We start from the raw sequence: 16,248 nt of genomic DNA, 5'->3' as shown, positions 1-16,248 counted from the left end.
CCAACCAGCCTTGCGATCCGTCGCGGCGGGACGGGTGACAAGATAGGGGGGTGAGTACCGTCTATGACTGCCAGCAGGCCGACTCTCGAGCAGCGGGATTGACCGCGGCCAGAGGCGCACTCAAATCCGGCCGCCTTGTCGTGATGCCGACGGACACGCTGTACGGGCTCGCTGCCGACGCATTCGACGGCAGTGCCGTGACCGATCTGTTGCGGGCGAAGGGCCGAGGCAGGGATATGCCGGTGCCGGTGCTCGTCGGGTCCTGGAGCACCATCGACGGACTCGTGGGGAGCGTCCCGCCGCGTACGCGTGATTTGATCAGAGCTTTCTGGCCGGGAGCATTGAGCCTTGTCGTCCAGCAGGCGAGGTCACTGGCCTGGGATCTCGGTGACGCCCAGGGGACCGTGATGCTGCGGATGCCGCTGCACCCGGTGGCGCTCGAGCTGCTGCGCGAGGTAGGTCCCCTCGCAGTGTCGAGCGCGAACATCTCCGGCCAACCGCCTGCGACAACAGTCACCGAGGCCAGGGACCAGCTGGGTGGATCTGCGGCGGTGTATCTGGACGGTGGTCCCGCCGAACACGCACAGGCCTCGACAATTGTGGACCTCACGTCCGATCAACCCCGTGTCCTCCGTTCCGGGGCGGTATCCACCGAGGCGGTTGCGGAGGTGCTCGGTGTGAGCACCGAAAGCTTGCTCGCCGGGAGCGTCGCATCGTGACCGCGCCTCGGTTCTTCGGTCCGGAGTTCAGCGAGCTCGAAGCCGCCGATCCGGAGATCGCCGGTGTGCTCACCGACGAACTCGATCGCCTTCGAGGCGGACTGCAACTCATCGCCAGCGAGAACCTGACCAGTCCCGCCGTTCTTGCCGCCCAGGGAAGTGTGCTCACCAACAAGTACGCGGAGGGCTACCCGGGCGCTCGCTACTACGGCGGCTGCGATGTGGTCGACCGAGCTGAAAACCTGGCGATCGAGCGGGCGAAAGCGTTGTTCGGCGCCGACCACGTCAACGTTCAGCCCCATTCAGGGGCCAATGCAAATCTGGCGGTCTACGCGGCATTCGCGAAGCCGGGTGATGCAATCCTGGCAATGAGCCTCCCGCACGGCGGGCACCTCACTCATGGGTCGAAAGTCAGCTTCTCCGGCCGATGGTTCACCGCAATTCCGTATCACGTGCATCGCGACACCGAACTCATCGACTACGACGAGGTGCGGGAACTCGCACTCGTACATCGACCGCGGATCATCGTTGCCGGAGCGACTGCATACTCACGCGAGATCGACTTCGCGGCATTCCGCGCGATCGCCGACGAGGTCGACGCAATCCTGTGGGTCGATGCCGCTCACTTCATCGGACTCGTTGCAGGGCAGGCGATTCCGTCTCCGATTCCCTACGCCGACGTCATTTCGGCGACAACGCACAAGGTTCTGCGCGGACCTCGCGGCGGAATGTTGATGTGTCGCGAAGAACATGCTCGTGCGATCGACAAGGCGGTGTTTCCGTTCAGTCAGGGCGGACCTCTGATGCATGCGATCGCTGCCAAGGCCGTCGCATTTCGTGAAGCGCACAGTGAGGACTTTCGTCGGTACGCAGCGCAGGTTGTCGAGAATGCACAGTCGATGACAACCGCTCTCGTCGAATCAGGAATGCGTGCGGTGTCGGGTGGAACCGACACGCACCTGGCGCTACTCGATCTTTCGCACCTCGGAGTCGACGGACGTACCGCCGAAGGGCGATGCGCTGCCGCAGGCATCACCCTCAACAAGAATGCGATCCCGTTCGATCCGGCTCCGCCTGCGGTGGCGTCGGGGATTCGTGTCGGTTCGGCTGCCACCACGACGCAGGGCTTCGATGCTGCCGATTCGGCTGTCGTCGGGACACTGGTGGCTCGAGCGGTCCAAGCCGAGGCCGGAACTGCGGCGGGCGATCGCGAACTCGACAGCATCAGAGGTGAGGTCGCCGCTCTCGTGGGGCGCAAGCCCGCGTATCCCCGCGCATGACGTTCGATGTTCTCGCTCAGTCCGGGCAGGGTGCGGGTGTCCCGATCCGAGAGCTACTTCTCGTTTTCCTCACCGCAGCCGTTGTGACGTTTCTGGCAACGGGCGGTGTCCGTGTCCTGGCGATCAAGTTCGGTGCCGTGGCGGCCCCCCGCGAGCGCGACGTGCACGTCACCCCGACTCCTCGGCTCGGCGGCACCGGAATGTTCGTCGGAATGGCCGTTGCGCTGCTGTTCGCGTCACAGCTCCCGGCTCTCGCGCGCGGTTTCGACTCTCAATACGGAACCCAGGACATTCCGGCAGCTCTTGTGGCCGGATTCGTCATCGTCGCCGTCGGCGTAATCGACGACCGATGGGGCCTCGACGCACTCACCAAGTTCGTCGGCCAGGTGACCGCGGCAGGCGTCCTCGTCGTCATGGGAGTGAGCTGGTACATCATCTACGTGCCGTGGACGGACGGCGGGTTCACGGTCGTACTCGACCAGCTGCAAGCCGGGTTGGTCACCGTTCTGATCACAGTCGTGATGGTCAACGCGATGAACTTCATCGATGGCCTCGACGGCCTGGCCGCCGGACTCGGCTTCATCGCCTCCCTTGCAATCTGCGTGTTCTCCGTCGGACTTCTTCACGAGCAGGGCGGCGACACCGGTGTCTATCCACCGGCGATCATCGCTGCAACGTTGGCGGGCGCGTGCCTCGGATTCCTGCCCCACAATTTTCAACCGGCCCGAATTTTCATGGGTGATTCGGGTTCGATGCTGATCGGGCTGATGCTCGCGACCATCGCGACGAGTGCGTCCGGCCGGATCCCACTGACGGGGTACGGACCGCGCGACCTTCTCGGCTTGCTGTCGCCGTTGCTGCTGGTCGGTGCGGTGATGTTCATTCCGATCCTCGACCTCCTGCTCGCTGTGATCAGGAGAACGAGGGCGGGTCGCAGCCCATTCAGTCCGGACAAGATGCACCTCCATCATCGGTTGCTGCAGATCGGTCATTCCCACCGCCGAGTCGTACTGGTGATCTACCTGTGGGTCGGTGTTCTCGCGTTCGGTGTGGTTGGTTCCTCGCTGATCGACCGTCGAATCGTCGTCCTACTGGTTGCAGCAGGGCTGGTGTTCGCGCTGGTGGTGACGGCTGTGCCGACAATCCGCCTCGACAGGGCCCGTCAACGCAGGCGAACCAGAAATGCTGACAAGAGAGCACGACGGTCCTGAGGCCCGGTCATGCACAGGTAGTCTGTGCGCCTGTGAGCTTCTCTCCTGCGCCTGTGCCCGATCAGTCCGATGCGATGCGTGCTGCAGTTCGGTACGGCGTTATCGGACTGCTGGTGCTGACTGTCCTCGGCGCTGTCATCGCGACGCTTGTCGCTGGGCTTCCCGGACTGTGGGGCGCACTCATCGGCGCGGCGCTCGGCGGCGGTTTCATCCTCACGACCGCTCTGTCGATCGCCCTCACCTCCAAAATCCCGCCGACGATGGCCGGTGCTGTTCTGCTCGGTGGCTGGATCGTCAAGATGTTGCTCGCCGTGGTGGTGTTGGCGGTACTCAAGGACATGGATTTCTACAGCAAGAAGTCGCTCGCACTGGTCGTAGTGTTCGCCCTGGTTCTGGTTCTCGGCGCAGAGGTCTACGGTGTGGTGCGAACGAAGGCGCCTTATGTCGACGAACCACCGTCGACCAAAGGCTCCGACAACACGTAGTACGACGACCGGTCGTAATCGGTCAAGAAGTAGCCCCACCTACACAACGTCGTAGTTGTGTTGATAAAGTTCCCACCAAGTAAGGGGCGGACTGCCGCGAATGGGACATTTCGCGGCCAGATCATCCCTTGCAGGTAACCGAAAGCGCGTGAATTTCATTACAGACGCGCCTGGATAGTTGCCGAGTCGACGTAAGTCGCCGACACCCGACAGACGCTGGCCAATGAAGACCAGGCCTCAGCTGCTGACGACCTCGAGCCGATATCGTCGACTTGATAGATCGTCAATGTCCGATCGAACCGCAGTCGTAGTCGTCTGCGGCCCGAACACGGGAGAGACCGCTGAGCGTCACCAACTTGGCTGCGGAGTTCCACCCGCCGTCACTATCCGACTTCTTTCCTCCCGCTGTGCTGTTCGAAGGCACTCCCTTCGAACTCGACCGGCTGATGCTCATCCGCATCCTCATGACGCTTGTTCTGGTCGTGCTGTTCGCGGTGGCGATGCGCAGCCCGAAGGTCGTACCGCGGGGTCTGCAGAACGGCGTCGAGTACATGCTCGACTTCGTCAAGATTCAGATCGCCGACGAGATTCTCGGCAAGGAGCAGGGCAAGCGCTTCCTGCCGATCATCATGACGATCTTCTTCGCCGTGCTGTTCATGAACTTGTCGGGAATCATCCCGTTCCTCAACATCTCGCCCAACGCTCGAATCGGCATGCCGATCGTGCTTGCAGCGATTGCGTACGTCACGTTCAACTACGTCGGCATCAAGAAGTACGGCTTCTTCAAGTACATCAAGAGCAGTGTCGTCGTTCCCGACGTTCCCATTGCACTTCACATCATCTTGATTCCGATCGAGTTCATCTCGACGTTCATCCTCCGGCCGTTCACGCTCACCGTGCGTCTCATGGCCAACATGCTGGCCGGCCACCTCATGCTCGTGCTGTTCTTCAGCGCGACCCAGTTCTTCTTCTTCCAGGCCGCGGCGGGAATGAAGATTTTCGGCATCTTCTCGCTGGCAGCGGGCTTCGGCTTCACGCTCTTCGAGATGCTCGTGATCGGACTGCAGGCATACGTGTTCGCACTGCTGACTGCGGTGTACATCGATCTCGCACTGCACGCAGACTCTCACTAGAAAAGCACTGACGAGTCTCACTGAACCGCACGACCGAAAAGATCTACCTGACCCACGCACCGACCGGTGGTGGGCAACAGAAAGGGAACGGAAATCAAATGAGCCTCGCGTACCTGGCACAGGAAACGACCAGCACGGTGACCGGCACAGGTTACGGTGCAATCGGTTACGGTCTCGCAGCGATCGGACCTGGCATCGGTGTAGGCATCGTGGTGGGCAAGGCCATCGAGGGCATCGCGCGTCAGCCGGAGCTCCAGGGCACCATCCGTACCAACATGTTCCTCGGCATCGCGTTCACCGAAGCGCTCGCGCTGATCGGTATCGTCGCCGGCTTCCTGTTCGGTTAATCCGACATGGCAACCAACCTCGCGATTTTGGCCGCGGAGGAGGAAGAGAAGATCAATCCTCTCCTCCCCGCGACATACGACATTGTTTGGTCTGCGATCTGCATCGCTGTCATCGGCTTCGTCTTCTGGAAGTACATCCTTCCGAAGTTCCAAGAAGTCATGGCACAACGTAGCGAGCTGATCGAAGGCGGCATCAAGAAGGCCGAAGAGGCGCAGGCAGAAGCGAAGGCTGCTCTCGAGCAGTACAAGAAGCAGCTGGCCGACGCCCGTTCCGAGGCCGCGCAGATCCGTGAGGAAGCGCGTACTCAGGGCCAGGCAATCCTCGCCGAAATGAAGACGAAGGCGCAGGAAGAGAGCGACCGGATCGTGGCCGCGGGCCACAGCCAGCTCGTTGCTCAGCGTCAGCAGATCGTCACGGAACTTCGTGGAGATCTCGGACGCACGGCAGTGGAACTCGCCGAAAAGGTCATCGGAGAGCAGTTGTCCGACGAGGCGAAGCGAGCAGGATCCATCGATCGTTTCCTGAGCGAACTCGACTCCGTCACCGCTGACTCTGCAGCCGGAAAGTGAGATAACCATGTACGCAACTTCTCGTGAGGCTCTCGCCCGCACGCGTTCGGTTGCGAACGATGCACTGGGGTCTGCGTCGGCGGGGCAGGCAACTGCTGCGGCCGCGCAGACCGGTGCCGAGCTCTTCGCTGTCGTGGAGACCCTCGACGGGCAGCGCACGTTGCGTACCGCGCTGGCTGATTCGTCGGTGTCCGCGGATCGTCGCAGTGCGCTCGCGCAGGAGTTGTTCGCAGGTCAGATCTCCGAGATCACCGCGAAGATCCTGACGTCGGCCGTATCGGAAAGCTGGTCCAAGACTTCGGACCTGTTGAACTCGCTGGTCGAGCTGGGACGCGAAGCTCTGTTTCGTGCCGCTGCCGACCAGGATCAACTGGACACCGTCGAGGACGAACTGTTCCGTCTCGGCCGGATCGTTGCAGGTAACCCGCAACTCGAACAGGCCTTGTCCGATGTCAGCAAGCCTGTTCAAGGTAAGCGTGAGCTCCTCGGACGCTTGCTCTACGGCAAGGTGACCGCAGTCACCGAGGCGTTGGCCGTCCAATCGGTCAGTCGCCTCCGCAAGTCGGCACCCGCCGACGCGCTGGACGAGCTGGCAAGGCTGGCCGCTCAGGTTCGTGACCGGGTTGTGGCGCACGTGCGCAGCGCGGCGCCGCTCAGTGACTCTCAGCTCGAGAAGCTGACTGCCACGCTGACGCGTACCTACGGCAAGCCCGTCACTGTTCATATCGAGGTCGATACCGAACTGCTCAGCGGACTCGTGGTCCGGGTAGGCGACGAGGTCATCGACGGTAGTGGGGCGGGCCGCCTTGCTGCATTGCGAAAGACACTCAAGTAGTCCGAGCACGGACGCCACAGTCACCAAAAGAAGCGTTTCGACATTTCGAATCACTTTGATACCGCGATCACTGAAGGAAGAGCAGGAAAAAATATGGCGGAGCTGACGATCTCCTCCGACGAGATCCGTAGCGCGATCGAGAACTTCACCGCGAGCTACTCACCGGAGTCCTCCCGCGAGGAGGTCGGCACGGTTACTGACACGAGCGACGGAATCGCACACGTGTCCGGACTTCCGTCGGCGATGTCCAACGAGCTTCTGGAGTTCCCCGGCGGCGTTCTCGGTGTTGCGCTCAACCTGGATGCCACCGAAATCGGTGCCGTCATCCTCGGTGACTACGAGCACATCGAAGAGGGCCAGGAAGTCAAGCGTACCGGCGACGTTCTGTCGGTACCGGTCGGCGACGGCTACCTCGGTCGCGTCGTCAACCCTCTCGGCCAGCCTATCGACGGCCTCGGCGACATCGAGTCCAGCGAGAACCGGGCTCTCGAACTGCAGGCAGCCTCGGTGCTCGAGCGCCAGCCTGTCGAAGAGCCTCTCCAGACCGGTATCAAGGCCATCGACGCCATGACCCCGATCGGTCGCGGACAGCGTCAGCTCATCATCGGTGACCGCAAGACGGGCAAGACCGCCGTCTGCATCGACGCCATCCTCAATCAGAAGGCCAACTGGGAGTCGGGCGACGAGAAGAAGCAGGTTCGCTGCATCTATGTCGCCATCGGCCAGAAGGGCTCCACGATCGCAGGCGTCAAAGCTGCGCTCGAAGAGCAGGGTGCACTCGAGTACACGACCATCGTCGCGGCTCCCGCATCCGATTCCGCCGGCTTCAAGTGGCTCGCACCGTACACCGGCTCGGCCATCGGCCAGCATTGGATGTATCAGGGCAAGCATGTCCTCATCGTGTTCGACGACCTGACCAAGCAGGCCGAGGCGTACCGCGCCATCTCACTGCTGCTGCGTCGCCCGCCGGGCCGCGAGGCATACCCCGGCGATGTCTTCTACTTGCACTCCCGTCTGCTGGAGCGTTCGGCGAAGCTGTCCGACGCGCTCGGTGGCGGATCGCTGACGGCTCTGCCGATCATCGAGACCAAGGCCAACGACGTCTCGGCGTACATCCCGACCAACGTCATCTCGATCACCGATGGTCAGGTCTTCCTCGAATCGGACCTCTTCAACAAGGGTGTTCGTCCCGCGATCAACGTCGGTATCTCGGTTTCTCGAGTCGGTGGCGCCGCGCAGACCAAGGGCATGAAGAAGGTCTCCGGTTCGCTACGTCTCGAGCTTGCTCAGTTCCGTGAGCTCGAAGCCTTCTCTGCGTTCGCCTCCGATCTCGACGCTGCGTCCAAGGCGCAGCTCGAGCGCGGCGCTCGTCTGGTCGAGCTCCTCAAGCAGGATCAGTACTCCCCGGTTGCCGTCGAAGATCAGATCATCTCGATCTGGCTTGCAGGCCAGGGCACGTACGACTCCGTTCCCGTCGCGGACGTCCGTCGCTTCGAGAGCGAATTGCTCGAAGACCTGCACCGCAACGCCAGCGGTGTCTACGACAGCATTGCCGGTGGCAAGGCTCTCGACGACGATGCTCAGAAGGCACTGACCGAGGCCACCGAGAAGTTCAAGGCAGGCTTCCTGGACTCCGAGGGCAACCGCGTCGTCAACGAGGCAGAGGCGGACACGCTGAACCCCGACGAGGTCAGCCAGGAGCAGGTCAACGTCACACGCAAGACAGTCAGCAAGTAGGTCAGCGACATGACCAGTGTTCTCACGAGTAGAGAAGGGAGCGTGAACAGCTAGATGGCAAGCATTCTCGAGCTGCGTTCCCGGATCAAGTCGGTCAACTCGACGAAGAAGATCACCAAAGCGCAAGAGTTGATCGCTACATCGCGAATCACCAAAGCGCAGGCCCGTGTTGCCGCTTCGAAGCCGTACGCGGAAGAGATCACCAAGGTGCTCTCGGCGTTGGCGAGTGCGTCCGGCTCGCTGGACCACCCGCTGCTGAACGAGCGGGACGAGCCCAAGCGCGCCGCTGTCCTGGTTGTCACCAGCGACCGCGGTATGTGCGGCGGTTACAACTCCAACGTGCTCAAGGAGGCGGAGCAGCTGTTTCAGCTTCTTCGTAAAGAGGGCAAGGATCCGGTCATCTACGTGCTCGGCGCGAAGGGGCTCGGTTACTACACCTTCCGTGAGCGCGACGTGAAGGGTGCATGGACCGGTTTCTCCCAGGAGCCGGGCTATGCCGATGCGGCCAAGGCCAGTAGGCACTTGGTCGAGCTCTTCATGGCGGGGTCCGGCTCCGACGTCGATGCTCCGAATGGTGAAGGCACCATCGAAGGGGTCGACGAGCTGCACATCGTCTACACACGTTTCGTGTCGATGCTGACGCAGAAGCCAGAGGTACGCCGGATGGCACCGCTGGAGATCGCTTACACGGACGAAGAGATTCAGATGGGTGCAGATGCCCTCACCGATTCTCCTTCTGCTTCCGAAGTGCAGGCCCAGTACGACTTCGAACCCGAAGCCGGAACCCTCCTGTCGGCTCTGCTGCCGAAGTACATCAGCACGAGGATCTACTCCTCGTTGCTCGATGCGGCAGCGTCCGAGTCGGCCGCCCGTCGTACCGCTATGAAGGCCGCGACGGACAACGCGAACGAATTGGTCGAGACCCTGAGCCGTCAGGCGAACCAGGCTCGGCAAGCCCAGATCACCCAGGAAATCAGCGAAATCGTTGGTGGCGCAAACGCGTTGGCTGACAGCGCAGGAAGTGACTAAGCAATGACCGCAGCAGTAGCCCAAGAGAACGCGAACGGATCGGACACACAGTCCGGCCGTGTCGTTCGGGTCATCGGCCCCGTTGTGGATATCGAATTCCCGCGCGGCGCCATCCCCGCCCTGTTCAACGCACTCCACGCAGAGATCACGCTGCCGACGGTGGCCAAGACTCTGACGCTCGAGGTTGCTCAGCACCTCGGCGACAACCTGGTCCGCACCATCTCGATGCAGCCGACCGACGGTCTCGTGCGCGGCACCACCGTCGAAAACACGGGTAAGCCGATTTCGGTTCCTGTCGGCGACGTCGTCAAGGGTCACGTGTTCAACGCCCTCGGTGACTGCCTCGATACCCCGGGACTCGGTCGCGACGGCGAGCAGTGGGGCATCCACCGCAAGCCACCAGCCTTCGATCAGCTCGAGGGAAAAACCGAAATCCTCGAGACCGGCATCAAAGTCATCGACCTGCTCACCCCGTACGTCAAGGGTGGAAAGATTGGTCTGTTCGGTGGTGCCGGTGTCGGCAAGACCGTTCTGATCCAGGAAATGATCACCCGTATCGCTCGCGAGTTCTCCGGTACCTCGGTGTTCGCGGGCGTCGGGGAGCGCACTCGTGAGGGCACCGACCTTCACCTCGAGATGGAAGAGATGGGCGTCCTGCAGGACACCGCCCTCGTCTTCGGCCAGATGGACGAGCCGCCGGGCACGCGTATGCGCGTCGCCCTGTCCGCACTGACCATGGCGGAGTACTTCCGCGATGTGCAGGGCCAGGACGTGCTGCTCTTCATCGACAACATCTTCCGTTTCACGCAGGCAGGTTCCGAGGTATCGACCCTTCTGGGACGTATGCCTTCTGCCGTGGGTTACCAGCCGACGCTGGCGGACGAGATGGGTGAGCTCCAGGAGCGCATCACCTCGACCCGTGGACGCTCGATCACCTCGCTGCAGGCGATCTACGTTCCCGCCGACGACTACACCGACCCGGCGCCTGCCACGACGTTCGCCCACCTCGATGCAACCACCGAGCTGTCGCGTCCGATTTCGCAGATGGGTATCTACCCCGCTGTGGACCCGCTCAGCTCCACGTCGCGAATCCTCGAGCCCGGCATCGTCGGAGCAGAGCACTTCCGCGTCGCCAACGAGGTGAAGCGCATTCTGCAGAAGTACAAGGAACTGCAGGACATCATCGCCATCCTCGGTATGGACGAGCTTCAGGAAGAGGACAAGGTTCTGGTCGGCCGCGCGCGTCGTCTCCAGAAGTTCCTCGGCCAGAACTTCATCGTCGCCGAGAAGTTCACCGGTGAAGCCGGCTCGGTCGTGTCGCTGTCCGACACCATCGAGGCGTTCGACAAGGTCACCAAGGGCGAGTACGACCACCTTCCCGAGCAGGCCTTCAACAGCTGTGGTGGTCTCGACGACGTCGAGGCAGCAGCCAAGAAGATGTCCGGAAAGTAGCCCGACGTGACTTCTGCGGAAACGAACGGCATGGAAGTTTCACTCGTCGCGGTCGAGCAGAAACTGTGGTCCGGCAACGCGACCCTGGTGAGCGCTCAGACCACCGAAGGTGAGATCGGCATCATGGCCGGCCATGAGCCTGTACTGGGCCAGCTCGTCGAGGCAGGGACGGTGTCCATCACGACGACCGACGGAGAGAAGATCGTGGCAGCTGTCCACGGTGGCTTCCTGTCGGTTACGGGCAAGACCGTCACCGTCCTGGCGGAGTCCGCGGACTTCGCACAGGACATCGACGTCGATGCAGCACGATCGGTACTGGACGCCGGCGGTGACGACAAGGAAGCTCTCGCAATCGCGAAGGGCCGAATCCGCGCCGCCGAGCGGGCCTAGGTTCTACGAGAAAGCCACGACGAGGTTCTGTGATGCACATCGGAATGATCGTTCTGATCATTCTGGTTGTGCTGCTCGCAGCCCTCGTCGTGGCTTTTTTGTATCGCCTCACCATTCTTCGCCGCGGCGGCACTGCGGCGATCATGCGTGTGACGCCCTCGGCCGGCGGTAGCGGCTGGAGGCACGGAGTCATTCGCTACGGCGACAACACCTTGGTTTTCTTCAAACTGTCGAGCCTGCGCCCCGGCCCGGATCACCGGATGACCCGTCAGGGCATCGAGGTGGGGGAACGGCGCAAACCGCGCAGCAACGAGTTCGACATCATGACCGACGAAATTGCGGTCCTCGAGCTCACCGACAATGGTCATGCCTACGAGATTGCGCTCGACCGTGGGGCATTGACCGCATTCATGTCGTGGCTGGAATCTCGGCCCTCAGGTCGATCGAGGCGTGGTCGGCCCGCAGCCTGACTTGTCGGTGCGGCTCAGGTATCGGCCCCGCGCGACGCTCCCGGAACCCATTGCACATCACCCGCGGGGTTGGCAGATCTACTCAGGATGAACAGTAGGTCGGAGAGTCTGTTCAGATACTTGGCGGGAAGTGCACTTGTATTGCCGGGACTCTCGTCGACGGCAGCCCACGCGGCTCGTTCTGCGCGCCGCGCGACCGTCCTCGAGTTGTGTAGGAGGGCCCCGAGGGCAGTTCCTCCGGGCAAGATGAACGATGTCAGCGGTTCGAGGTTTTCGTTGAACTCGTCGCACCAGCCTTCGAGCCTGTCGATGTAGGACTGATCGATGCGGAGCGGCGGGTACTTGGGATCCTCGATTACAGGCGTCGACAGATCTGCGCCCGCATCGAACAGGTCGGACTGGATGGTTCGAATGATGTCCACCACGTTCTCCGCCGGATTGCCGAGGGCAAGAACAACTCCGAGACTGGCATTGGTCTCGTCGCAGTCTGCGTAGGCGATCAGACGTGGGTCGTTCTTCGTCACACGGGAGAAGTCGCTCAACCCAGTGGTCCCGTCGTCGCCGGTGCGGGTGTAGATCCGAGTCAGGTGTACAGCCATGGCGCCACGGTACCGCCCAACTCGGGTGGTTACGCTGTCGAACTGTGAGTGAACGCTTTTTGGTATCCGGTGGAAACCGACTCGTCGGCGAGGTGTCGGTGGGCGGTGCGAAGAACAGCGTCCTCAAATTGATGGCCGCGGCCTTGTTGGCCGAGGGCACGAGCACGATCACCAATTGCCCGGACATCCTCGACGTCCCGTTGATGGCGGAGGTTCTCCGCGGGCTCGGGTGCGAGGTGGTTCTCGAGGGTTCGGTCGTACACATCACGACACCAGCGGAACCGAAGCACCACGCGGACTTCCCTGCAGTCACGCAGTTCAGGGCGTCCGTTTGTGTACTGGGACCGTTGGTCGCGCGCTGTAAGCGGGCCGTCGTCGCGCTGCCAGGAGGGGATGCGATCGGCTCCCGGCCTCTCGATATGCACCAGTCGGGTCTGCGCCTGTTGGGCGCACACAGTGAGATCCAGCATGGATGTGTCGTTGCCGAAGCCGAAGAGTTGCGCGGCGCCAACATCCGGCTGGCTTTCCCGTCAGTGGGGGCTACCGAGAACATTCTGATGGCTGCGGTGCTCGCCACAGGTGAGACCGTCATCGACAATGCTGCACGAGAGCCCGACATCGTCGACGTCTGCAACATGTTGAACAACATGGGCGCTCAGGTCACCGGTGCGGGCACATCGACGTTGACGATCAAAGGCGTTGCTTCGCTGAAACCGACGACCCATCGGGTGATCGGTGACCGAATCGTCGCCGCGACGTGGGGAATCGCGGCGGCGATGACCCGAGGTGATGTGCGCGTACGCGGGGTCAATCCCAAGCACCTTGCTTTGGTGCTGGACAAATTGCGCGCCGCTGGTTCGGAGGTGACGTCGGAGGCCGACGGCTTCCGTGTCGTGCAGCACGAACGTCCGACTGCCGTGAACTTCGCGACGTTGCCGTTCCCCGGGTTCCCCACCGACCTGCAGCCCATGGCAATCGGCCTGGCGGCTGTTGCCAACGGCACGTCGATGATCACCGAGAACGTCTTCGAAGCACGGTTCCGGTTCGTCGAAGAGATGATCCGTCTCGGCGCCGATGCGAGAACGGACGGTCACCACGCGGTGGTACGCGGAGTTCCGCAACTGTCGAGCGCGCCGGTGTGGTCGTCCGACATTCGGGCCGGCGCTGGCCTGGTGCTCGCAGGACTGTGTGCCGACGGAGTCACCGAGGTGCACGACGTCTACCACATCGATCGCGGCTACCCGCAGTTCGTGGAGAATCTGTCCGCCCTCGGCGGAAACATCGAACGCGTCAGCTGACGACTTCGAGAGCGTCCACCAGGACATTGAGGCCGAGGGCCAACTCCTCGTCGGAAACCGATCCGTATCCGACGAGGAGACCTGTTATCGGAGATGCGGTGCGAGTCGATATGGCCATGGTGTCGACGTCGATTCCGGCGGCCGCGGCTGCGACCGCCACTCGATCTGCGCATGCCGAATCGAGCAGAAGCGTCGTATACATACCGGCGCCTACGCCGCGTAGTTCCCCGAAGGGCGCCAGGGCAGTCGATACCCGACGGTCGCGATCGCGGTAGAGGCGGCGCGCCGCGCGAACCGTCTTGTCCCATTCTCCGTCGCGGAGAAGAGACACCATCGCACGCTGGATCGGAATCGACGGATAGTCGCCGATGTCGGCGCGAACCCTGGCAATCTGCTCGACGAATTCTGGCGGTGCAACGAGCCATCCGAGTCTGACGCCTGCGCCCAGGGTCTTCGCGACGGTGCCGAGATAGATGGTCCTGTCGGGGGCCAACTCCGCCACGGTCGGCAAAGGCGCTACGTCGTAACGGAATTCGGAATCATAGTCGTCCTCGATGATCATCACGTCGCGAGTGCGAGCGAAGTCGGCGAGCGCACGACGTCGCCCGACGGGGAGGAGACCACCCGTCGGATATTGGTGTGACGGGGTGGCATAGACGGCGCGAGTCGCCGCCGGCGCGCGATCGAGATCGTCCGTCACCATTCCGTCGGCATCGACGGCGACATCGTGAACGGACCATCCCCACCGTCTCGCTGTGGTTGTCGCTACCCGGTAGCCAGGATTTTCGTGCGCGAGCACCGGAGGTGGATGGTGATCGTCGTCGCCGAGCGCAGCGAGAGACAAACTCATTCCATGCATGCTGCCGGTGGTGACGACTACCGAGTCGGCGCTGGTGTGCAGACCCCGCGATCGACTCAACAAGGCTGCGATTGCTGCACGGAGCTCGGGATCGCCACGGGGGTCCGGGTAAGCCTGATGAAGTTGCGCGGTGCCGACCTCCCTCCATGCACGCTTCCAGGCGGCGGACGTTCTGGTGGGTACCCAGGGGGTGCCGGTGGAGAGGCGGATCCGGTGTTCCAGGTTGAGTTCCGGAGACGTTGTCTGGGCGCGCGATCCCGTTGGCCGGACCTCGGCGGGGACGCGTCGCACGAAGGTGCCCGATCCTCGTCGCGCGTCGAGCCACCCTTCGGCGATCAGCTGCTCGTATGCGACCTCCACGACTCCCCGAGCGACACCGATATCAGCGGAAAGCGCTCTGCTGCTGGGTAATCGAGTGTCGGGAACGATCTGACCGTTGTCGATGCCGGTGCGGACGAGGTCGGCGATCTGCACCGAAAGCGTACGAATGTTCGTCCGATCGAGCGTGATGGTGAGCGAGAATGGCAGCACGGCTTGCTCCGCAAAGTGGCTTAGTTAAATTGCTTGTCTTTGGACCATGACAATAGGCCAATCTTCGGCAATCATCAGTGGATGAGCATCGACGACACTTCTCTGTCGCCCACCGCGCGTTCCACCATCAAGCGAGGTCGGATCCGCGCCCGCACCAACCGGAGCGATCTGGCGGGGGTGCTCTCCTCCGCCAGGATCTGCCATTTGGGGGTGATGGTCGACGGGAGTGTACGAGTGTTGCCGACCGCATTCGGCGTCGACTTCGACGGACCGGACCAGGGAGGGACTCTGTACTTGCACGGTTCCGTCGCCGCCCGCAGCCTCGTCGAGGCCCCAAACTCCGAAATATGCGTGACCGTCACGGTGCTCGACGGCTTGGTTCTTGCCCGATCGGCCTTCCATCATTCGATGAACTATCGGAGTGCAGTCGTGCTGGGTCGACCACGTGTGGTCACCGACGAGTCCGAGCGATCACGTGCGCTCGAGGCGATCGTCGATCAGGTCATCGACGGAAGGAGCGCACATCTTCGTGCGCACACGAACAAGGAACTTGCGGCGACGGTAGTACTCGCGCTTCCGATGTTCGAGGCATCTGTCAAAGCAAGAAGTGGCGATCCCGTCGACGACCCGACGGATATCGAACTCGGGGGAGTCTGGGCGGGAGTCGTTCCCCTGCACGAATGTGCCGGGCAGTTGGTGCGCGCCGGTGATGTGGAGCCGGGAACACCTGTGCCTGAGCATGTTCTGGCCGTGGCGAGAGCGCACAACCCGTAAGTATGTCCGGCGTCACAGTCGGAAATTTCGCGGAGAGGTCACTGTGGGCGGCACTGAGCGGGGGCGTCACCTGCGTAAATGTCACGGAAAGTTCGGGTTTACCTGCCGACTTGCGCAGTGCCGTCCGCTCGCGTAACTTTCTTCAAGTCAGAGCGAGACGGACACCGACCAAGTCTTCACGGACTTGGACACGAGGTTGTACGGTGCATCTGACCGAAGGTAGTATCTGCTGTGTCCCCCAAGAGTCGGGCCTTGTGTCCGAGACCAAGCTGGGATAGGCTGGAACGGTTGCCCCGGATGCTGTCAAGTGTTTGTGCTTGGTGGTGGATGGTGTGTGCGTGTTCTTTGAGAACTCAACAGTGTGTCGATGAATGTCAGTGCCGAATGTTTTTGGTGCTCATACCTTTCGGGGTGTGGGTGTGACATCTTCTTGCTTCATTCTTCCCGTCTGAAGTGGGTTGATATTTGTTTTATAGCTAGTTGAGTTTTTTTGCTAGTGATTTGGACTTGATGTCATTTGACTGATTAG

At 62.0% G+C, this 16,248-nt stretch carries 17 protein-coding genes; 15 read left to right on the top strand and 2 right to left on the bottom strand.

Annotated features, from left to right (window positions below):
* The first annotated feature begins 50 nt into the window (after positions 1–50).
* The 13 genes from QMK17_RS20380 (at position 51) to QMK17_RS20320 (ending at position 11,658) form a co-directional block, all read left to right on the top strand.
* Positions 51–719, top strand: a complete 669-nt coding sequence (locus tag QMK17_RS20380) for an L-threonylcarbamoyladenylate synthase (RefSeq protein ID WP_283511118.1) — start codon at positions 51–53, stop codon at positions 717–719.
* The gene (gene glyA / locus QMK17_RS20375; protein ID WP_283511117.1) at positions 716–1,999 is read left to right on the top strand and encodes a serine hydroxymethyltransferase; all 1,284 of its coding nucleotides are present in this window, start codon (positions 716–718) and stop codon (positions 1,997–1,999) included. Before QMK17_RS20380 ends, glyA begins: the two co-directional genes overlap by 4 nt.
* Positions 1,996–3,210, top strand: a complete 1,215-nt coding sequence (locus tag QMK17_RS20370) for a glycosyltransferase family 4 protein (protein WP_283511116.1) — start codon at positions 1,996–1,998, stop codon at positions 3,208–3,210. The genes glyA and QMK17_RS20370 overlap by 4 nt, the downstream gene beginning before the upstream one ends.
* Positions 3,211–3,242: 32 nt before the next feature.
* The gene (locus QMK17_RS20365) at positions 3,243–3,695 is read left to right on the top strand and encodes a hypothetical protein (protein WP_442972805.1); all 453 of its coding nucleotides are present in this window, start codon (positions 3,243–3,245) and stop codon (positions 3,693–3,695) included.
* 407 nt (positions 3,696–4,102) lie between these two features.
* The gene (gene atpB, locus QMK17_RS20360; RefSeq protein ID WP_442972807.1) at positions 4,103–4,828 is read left to right on the top strand and encodes a F0F1 ATP synthase subunit A; all 726 of its coding nucleotides are present in this window, start codon (positions 4,103–4,105) and stop codon (positions 4,826–4,828) included.
* Between the two features lie 98 nt (positions 4,829–4,926).
* On the top strand, positions 4,927–5,175 hold the full coding sequence (locus QMK17_RS20355) for an ATP synthase F0 subunit C (RefSeq protein ID WP_115968151.1): 249 nt from the start codon (positions 4,927–4,929) through the stop codon (positions 5,173–5,175).
* Positions 5,176–5,181: 6 nt separating this feature from the next.
* A complete protein-coding gene (locus QMK17_RS20350) occupies positions 5,182–5,745 on the top strand; it encodes a F0F1 ATP synthase subunit B (protein ID WP_283511114.1) in 564 nt (187 codons plus the stop codon).
* 7 nt (positions 5,746–5,752) lie between these two features.
* Positions 5,753–6,580: a F0F1 ATP synthase subunit delta gene (locus QMK17_RS20345; RefSeq protein WP_283511113.1), complete on the top strand. Its 828-nt coding sequence runs from the start codon at positions 5,753–5,755 to the stop codon at positions 6,578–6,580.
* 93 nt (positions 6,581–6,673) lie between these two features.
* Positions 6,674–8,317, top strand: coding sequence for a F0F1 ATP synthase subunit alpha (gene atpA, locus QMK17_RS20340; protein WP_283511112.1), 1,644 nt, complete (start codon positions 6,674–6,676; stop codon positions 8,315–8,317).
* 54 nt (positions 8,318–8,371) lie between these two features.
* Complete coding sequence (locus QMK17_RS20335; RefSeq protein WP_283511111.1) at positions 8,372–9,346, top strand: F0F1 ATP synthase subunit gamma; 975 nt, start codon at positions 8,372–8,374, stop codon at positions 9,344–9,346.
* A gap of 3 nt (positions 9,347–9,349) precedes the next feature.
* On the top strand, positions 9,350–10,798 hold the full coding sequence (atpD, locus tag QMK17_RS20330) for a F0F1 ATP synthase subunit beta (RefSeq protein WP_283511110.1): 1,449 nt from the start codon (positions 9,350–9,352) through the stop codon (positions 10,796–10,798).
* Positions 10,799–10,828: 30 nt separating this feature from the next.
* Positions 10,829–11,188 (top strand): F0F1 ATP synthase subunit epsilon, encoded by a 360-nt coding sequence (locus QMK17_RS20325; RefSeq protein ID WP_115968166.1) that lies wholly within the window; start codon positions 10,829–10,831, stop codon positions 11,186–11,188.
* A gap of 32 nt (positions 11,189–11,220) precedes the next feature.
* Positions 11,221–11,658 carry a DUF2550 domain-containing protein gene (locus tag QMK17_RS20320; protein WP_283511109.1) on the top strand — a complete coding sequence of 146 codons (438 nt, stop codon included), beginning with the start codon at positions 11,221–11,223 and terminating at the stop codon, positions 11,656–11,658.
* A 14-nt stretch (positions 11,659–11,672) separates the two neighbouring features.
* Here the strand turns inward: QMK17_RS20320 and QMK17_RS20315 are convergent, their stop codons facing one another.
* Positions 11,673–12,257, bottom strand: coding sequence for a cob(I)yrinic acid a,c-diamide adenosyltransferase (locus QMK17_RS20315; protein ID WP_283511108.1), 585 nt, complete (start codon positions 12,255–12,257; stop codon positions 11,673–11,675).
* 44 nt (positions 12,258–12,301) lie between these two features.
* Between QMK17_RS20315 and murA the strand changes: the two genes are divergently transcribed.
* A complete protein-coding gene (gene murA / locus QMK17_RS20310; protein WP_283511107.1) occupies positions 12,302–13,555 on the top strand; it encodes a UDP-N-acetylglucosamine 1-carboxyvinyltransferase in 1,254 nt (417 codons plus the stop codon).
* Here the strand turns inward: murA and pdxR are convergent.
* The gene (gene pdxR / locus QMK17_RS20305; RefSeq protein ID WP_283511106.1) at positions 13,548–14,945 is read right to left on the bottom strand and encodes a MocR-like pyridoxine biosynthesis transcription factor PdxR; all 1,398 of its coding nucleotides are present in this window, start codon (positions 14,943–14,945) and stop codon (positions 13,548–13,550) included. The two genes, murA and pdxR, sit on opposite strands and share 8 nt — an antisense overlap.
* Before the next feature lie 81 nt (positions 14,946–15,026).
* On the opposite strand from pdxR, the gene QMK17_RS20300 reads away from it, so the two are divergent.
* Entirely contained in the window at positions 15,027–15,719 is a 693-nt protein-coding gene (locus QMK17_RS20300; protein WP_283511105.1) for a pyridoxamine 5'-phosphate oxidase family protein, read from the top strand.
* The last annotated feature ends 529 nt before the right edge of the window (positions 15,720–16,248 follow it).

The sequence above is a fragment of the Rhodococcus sp. G-MC3 genome (assembly GCF_030063335.1).
Lineage (GTDB): Bacteria > Actinomycetota > Actinomycetes > Mycobacteriales > Mycobacteriaceae > Rhodococcoides.
Note: the sequence above shows the minus strand (reverse complement) of the source record. Positions and strands in the feature narration are given on the sequence as shown.

What these genes read in the sequence shown, in the direction of transcription:
- QMK17_RS20335 (WP_283511111.1), top strand. Translation starts at nt 8,372, where the DNA reads ATGGCAAGCATTCTCGAGCTGCGTTCCCGGATCAAGTCGGTCAACTCG.
- atpA (WP_283511112.1), top strand. Translation starts at nt 6,674, where the DNA reads ATGGCGGAGCTGACGATCTCCTCCGACGAGATCCGTAGCGCGATCGAG.
- QMK17_RS20320 (WP_283511109.1), top strand. Translation starts at nt 11,221, where the DNA reads ATGCACATCGGAATGATCGTTCTGATCATTCTGGTTGTGCTGCTCGCA.
- QMK17_RS20325 (WP_115968166.1), top strand. Translation starts at nt 10,829, where the DNA reads ATGGAAGTTTCACTCGTCGCGGTCGAGCAGAAACTGTGGTCCGGCAAC.
- QMK17_RS20355 (WP_115968151.1), top strand. Translation starts at nt 4,927, where the DNA reads ATGAGCCTCGCGTACCTGGCACAGGAAACGACCAGCACGGTGACCGGC.
- QMK17_RS20350 (WP_283511114.1), top strand. Translation starts at nt 5,182, where the DNA reads ATGGCAACCAACCTCGCGATTTTGGCCGCGGAGGAGGAAGAGAAGATC.
- QMK17_RS20345 (WP_283511113.1), top strand. Translation starts at nt 5,753, where the DNA reads ATGTACGCAACTTCTCGTGAGGCTCTCGCCCGCACGCGTTCGGTTGCG.
- QMK17_RS20300 (WP_283511105.1), top strand. Translation starts at nt 15,027, where the DNA reads ATGAGCATCGACGACACTTCTCTGTCGCCCACCGCGCGTTCCACCATC.
- atpD (WP_283511110.1), top strand. Translation starts at nt 9,350, where the DNA reads ATGACCGCAGCAGTAGCCCAAGAGAACGCGAACGGATCGGACACACAG.
- QMK17_RS20315 (WP_283511108.1), bottom strand. Translation starts at nt 12,257, where the DNA reads ATGGCTGTACACCTGACTCGGATCTACACCCGCACCGGCGACGACGGG.
- QMK17_RS20370 (WP_283511116.1), top strand. Translation starts at nt 1,996, where the DNA reads ATGACGTTCGATGTTCTCGCTCAGTCCGGGCAGGGTGCGGGTGTCCCG.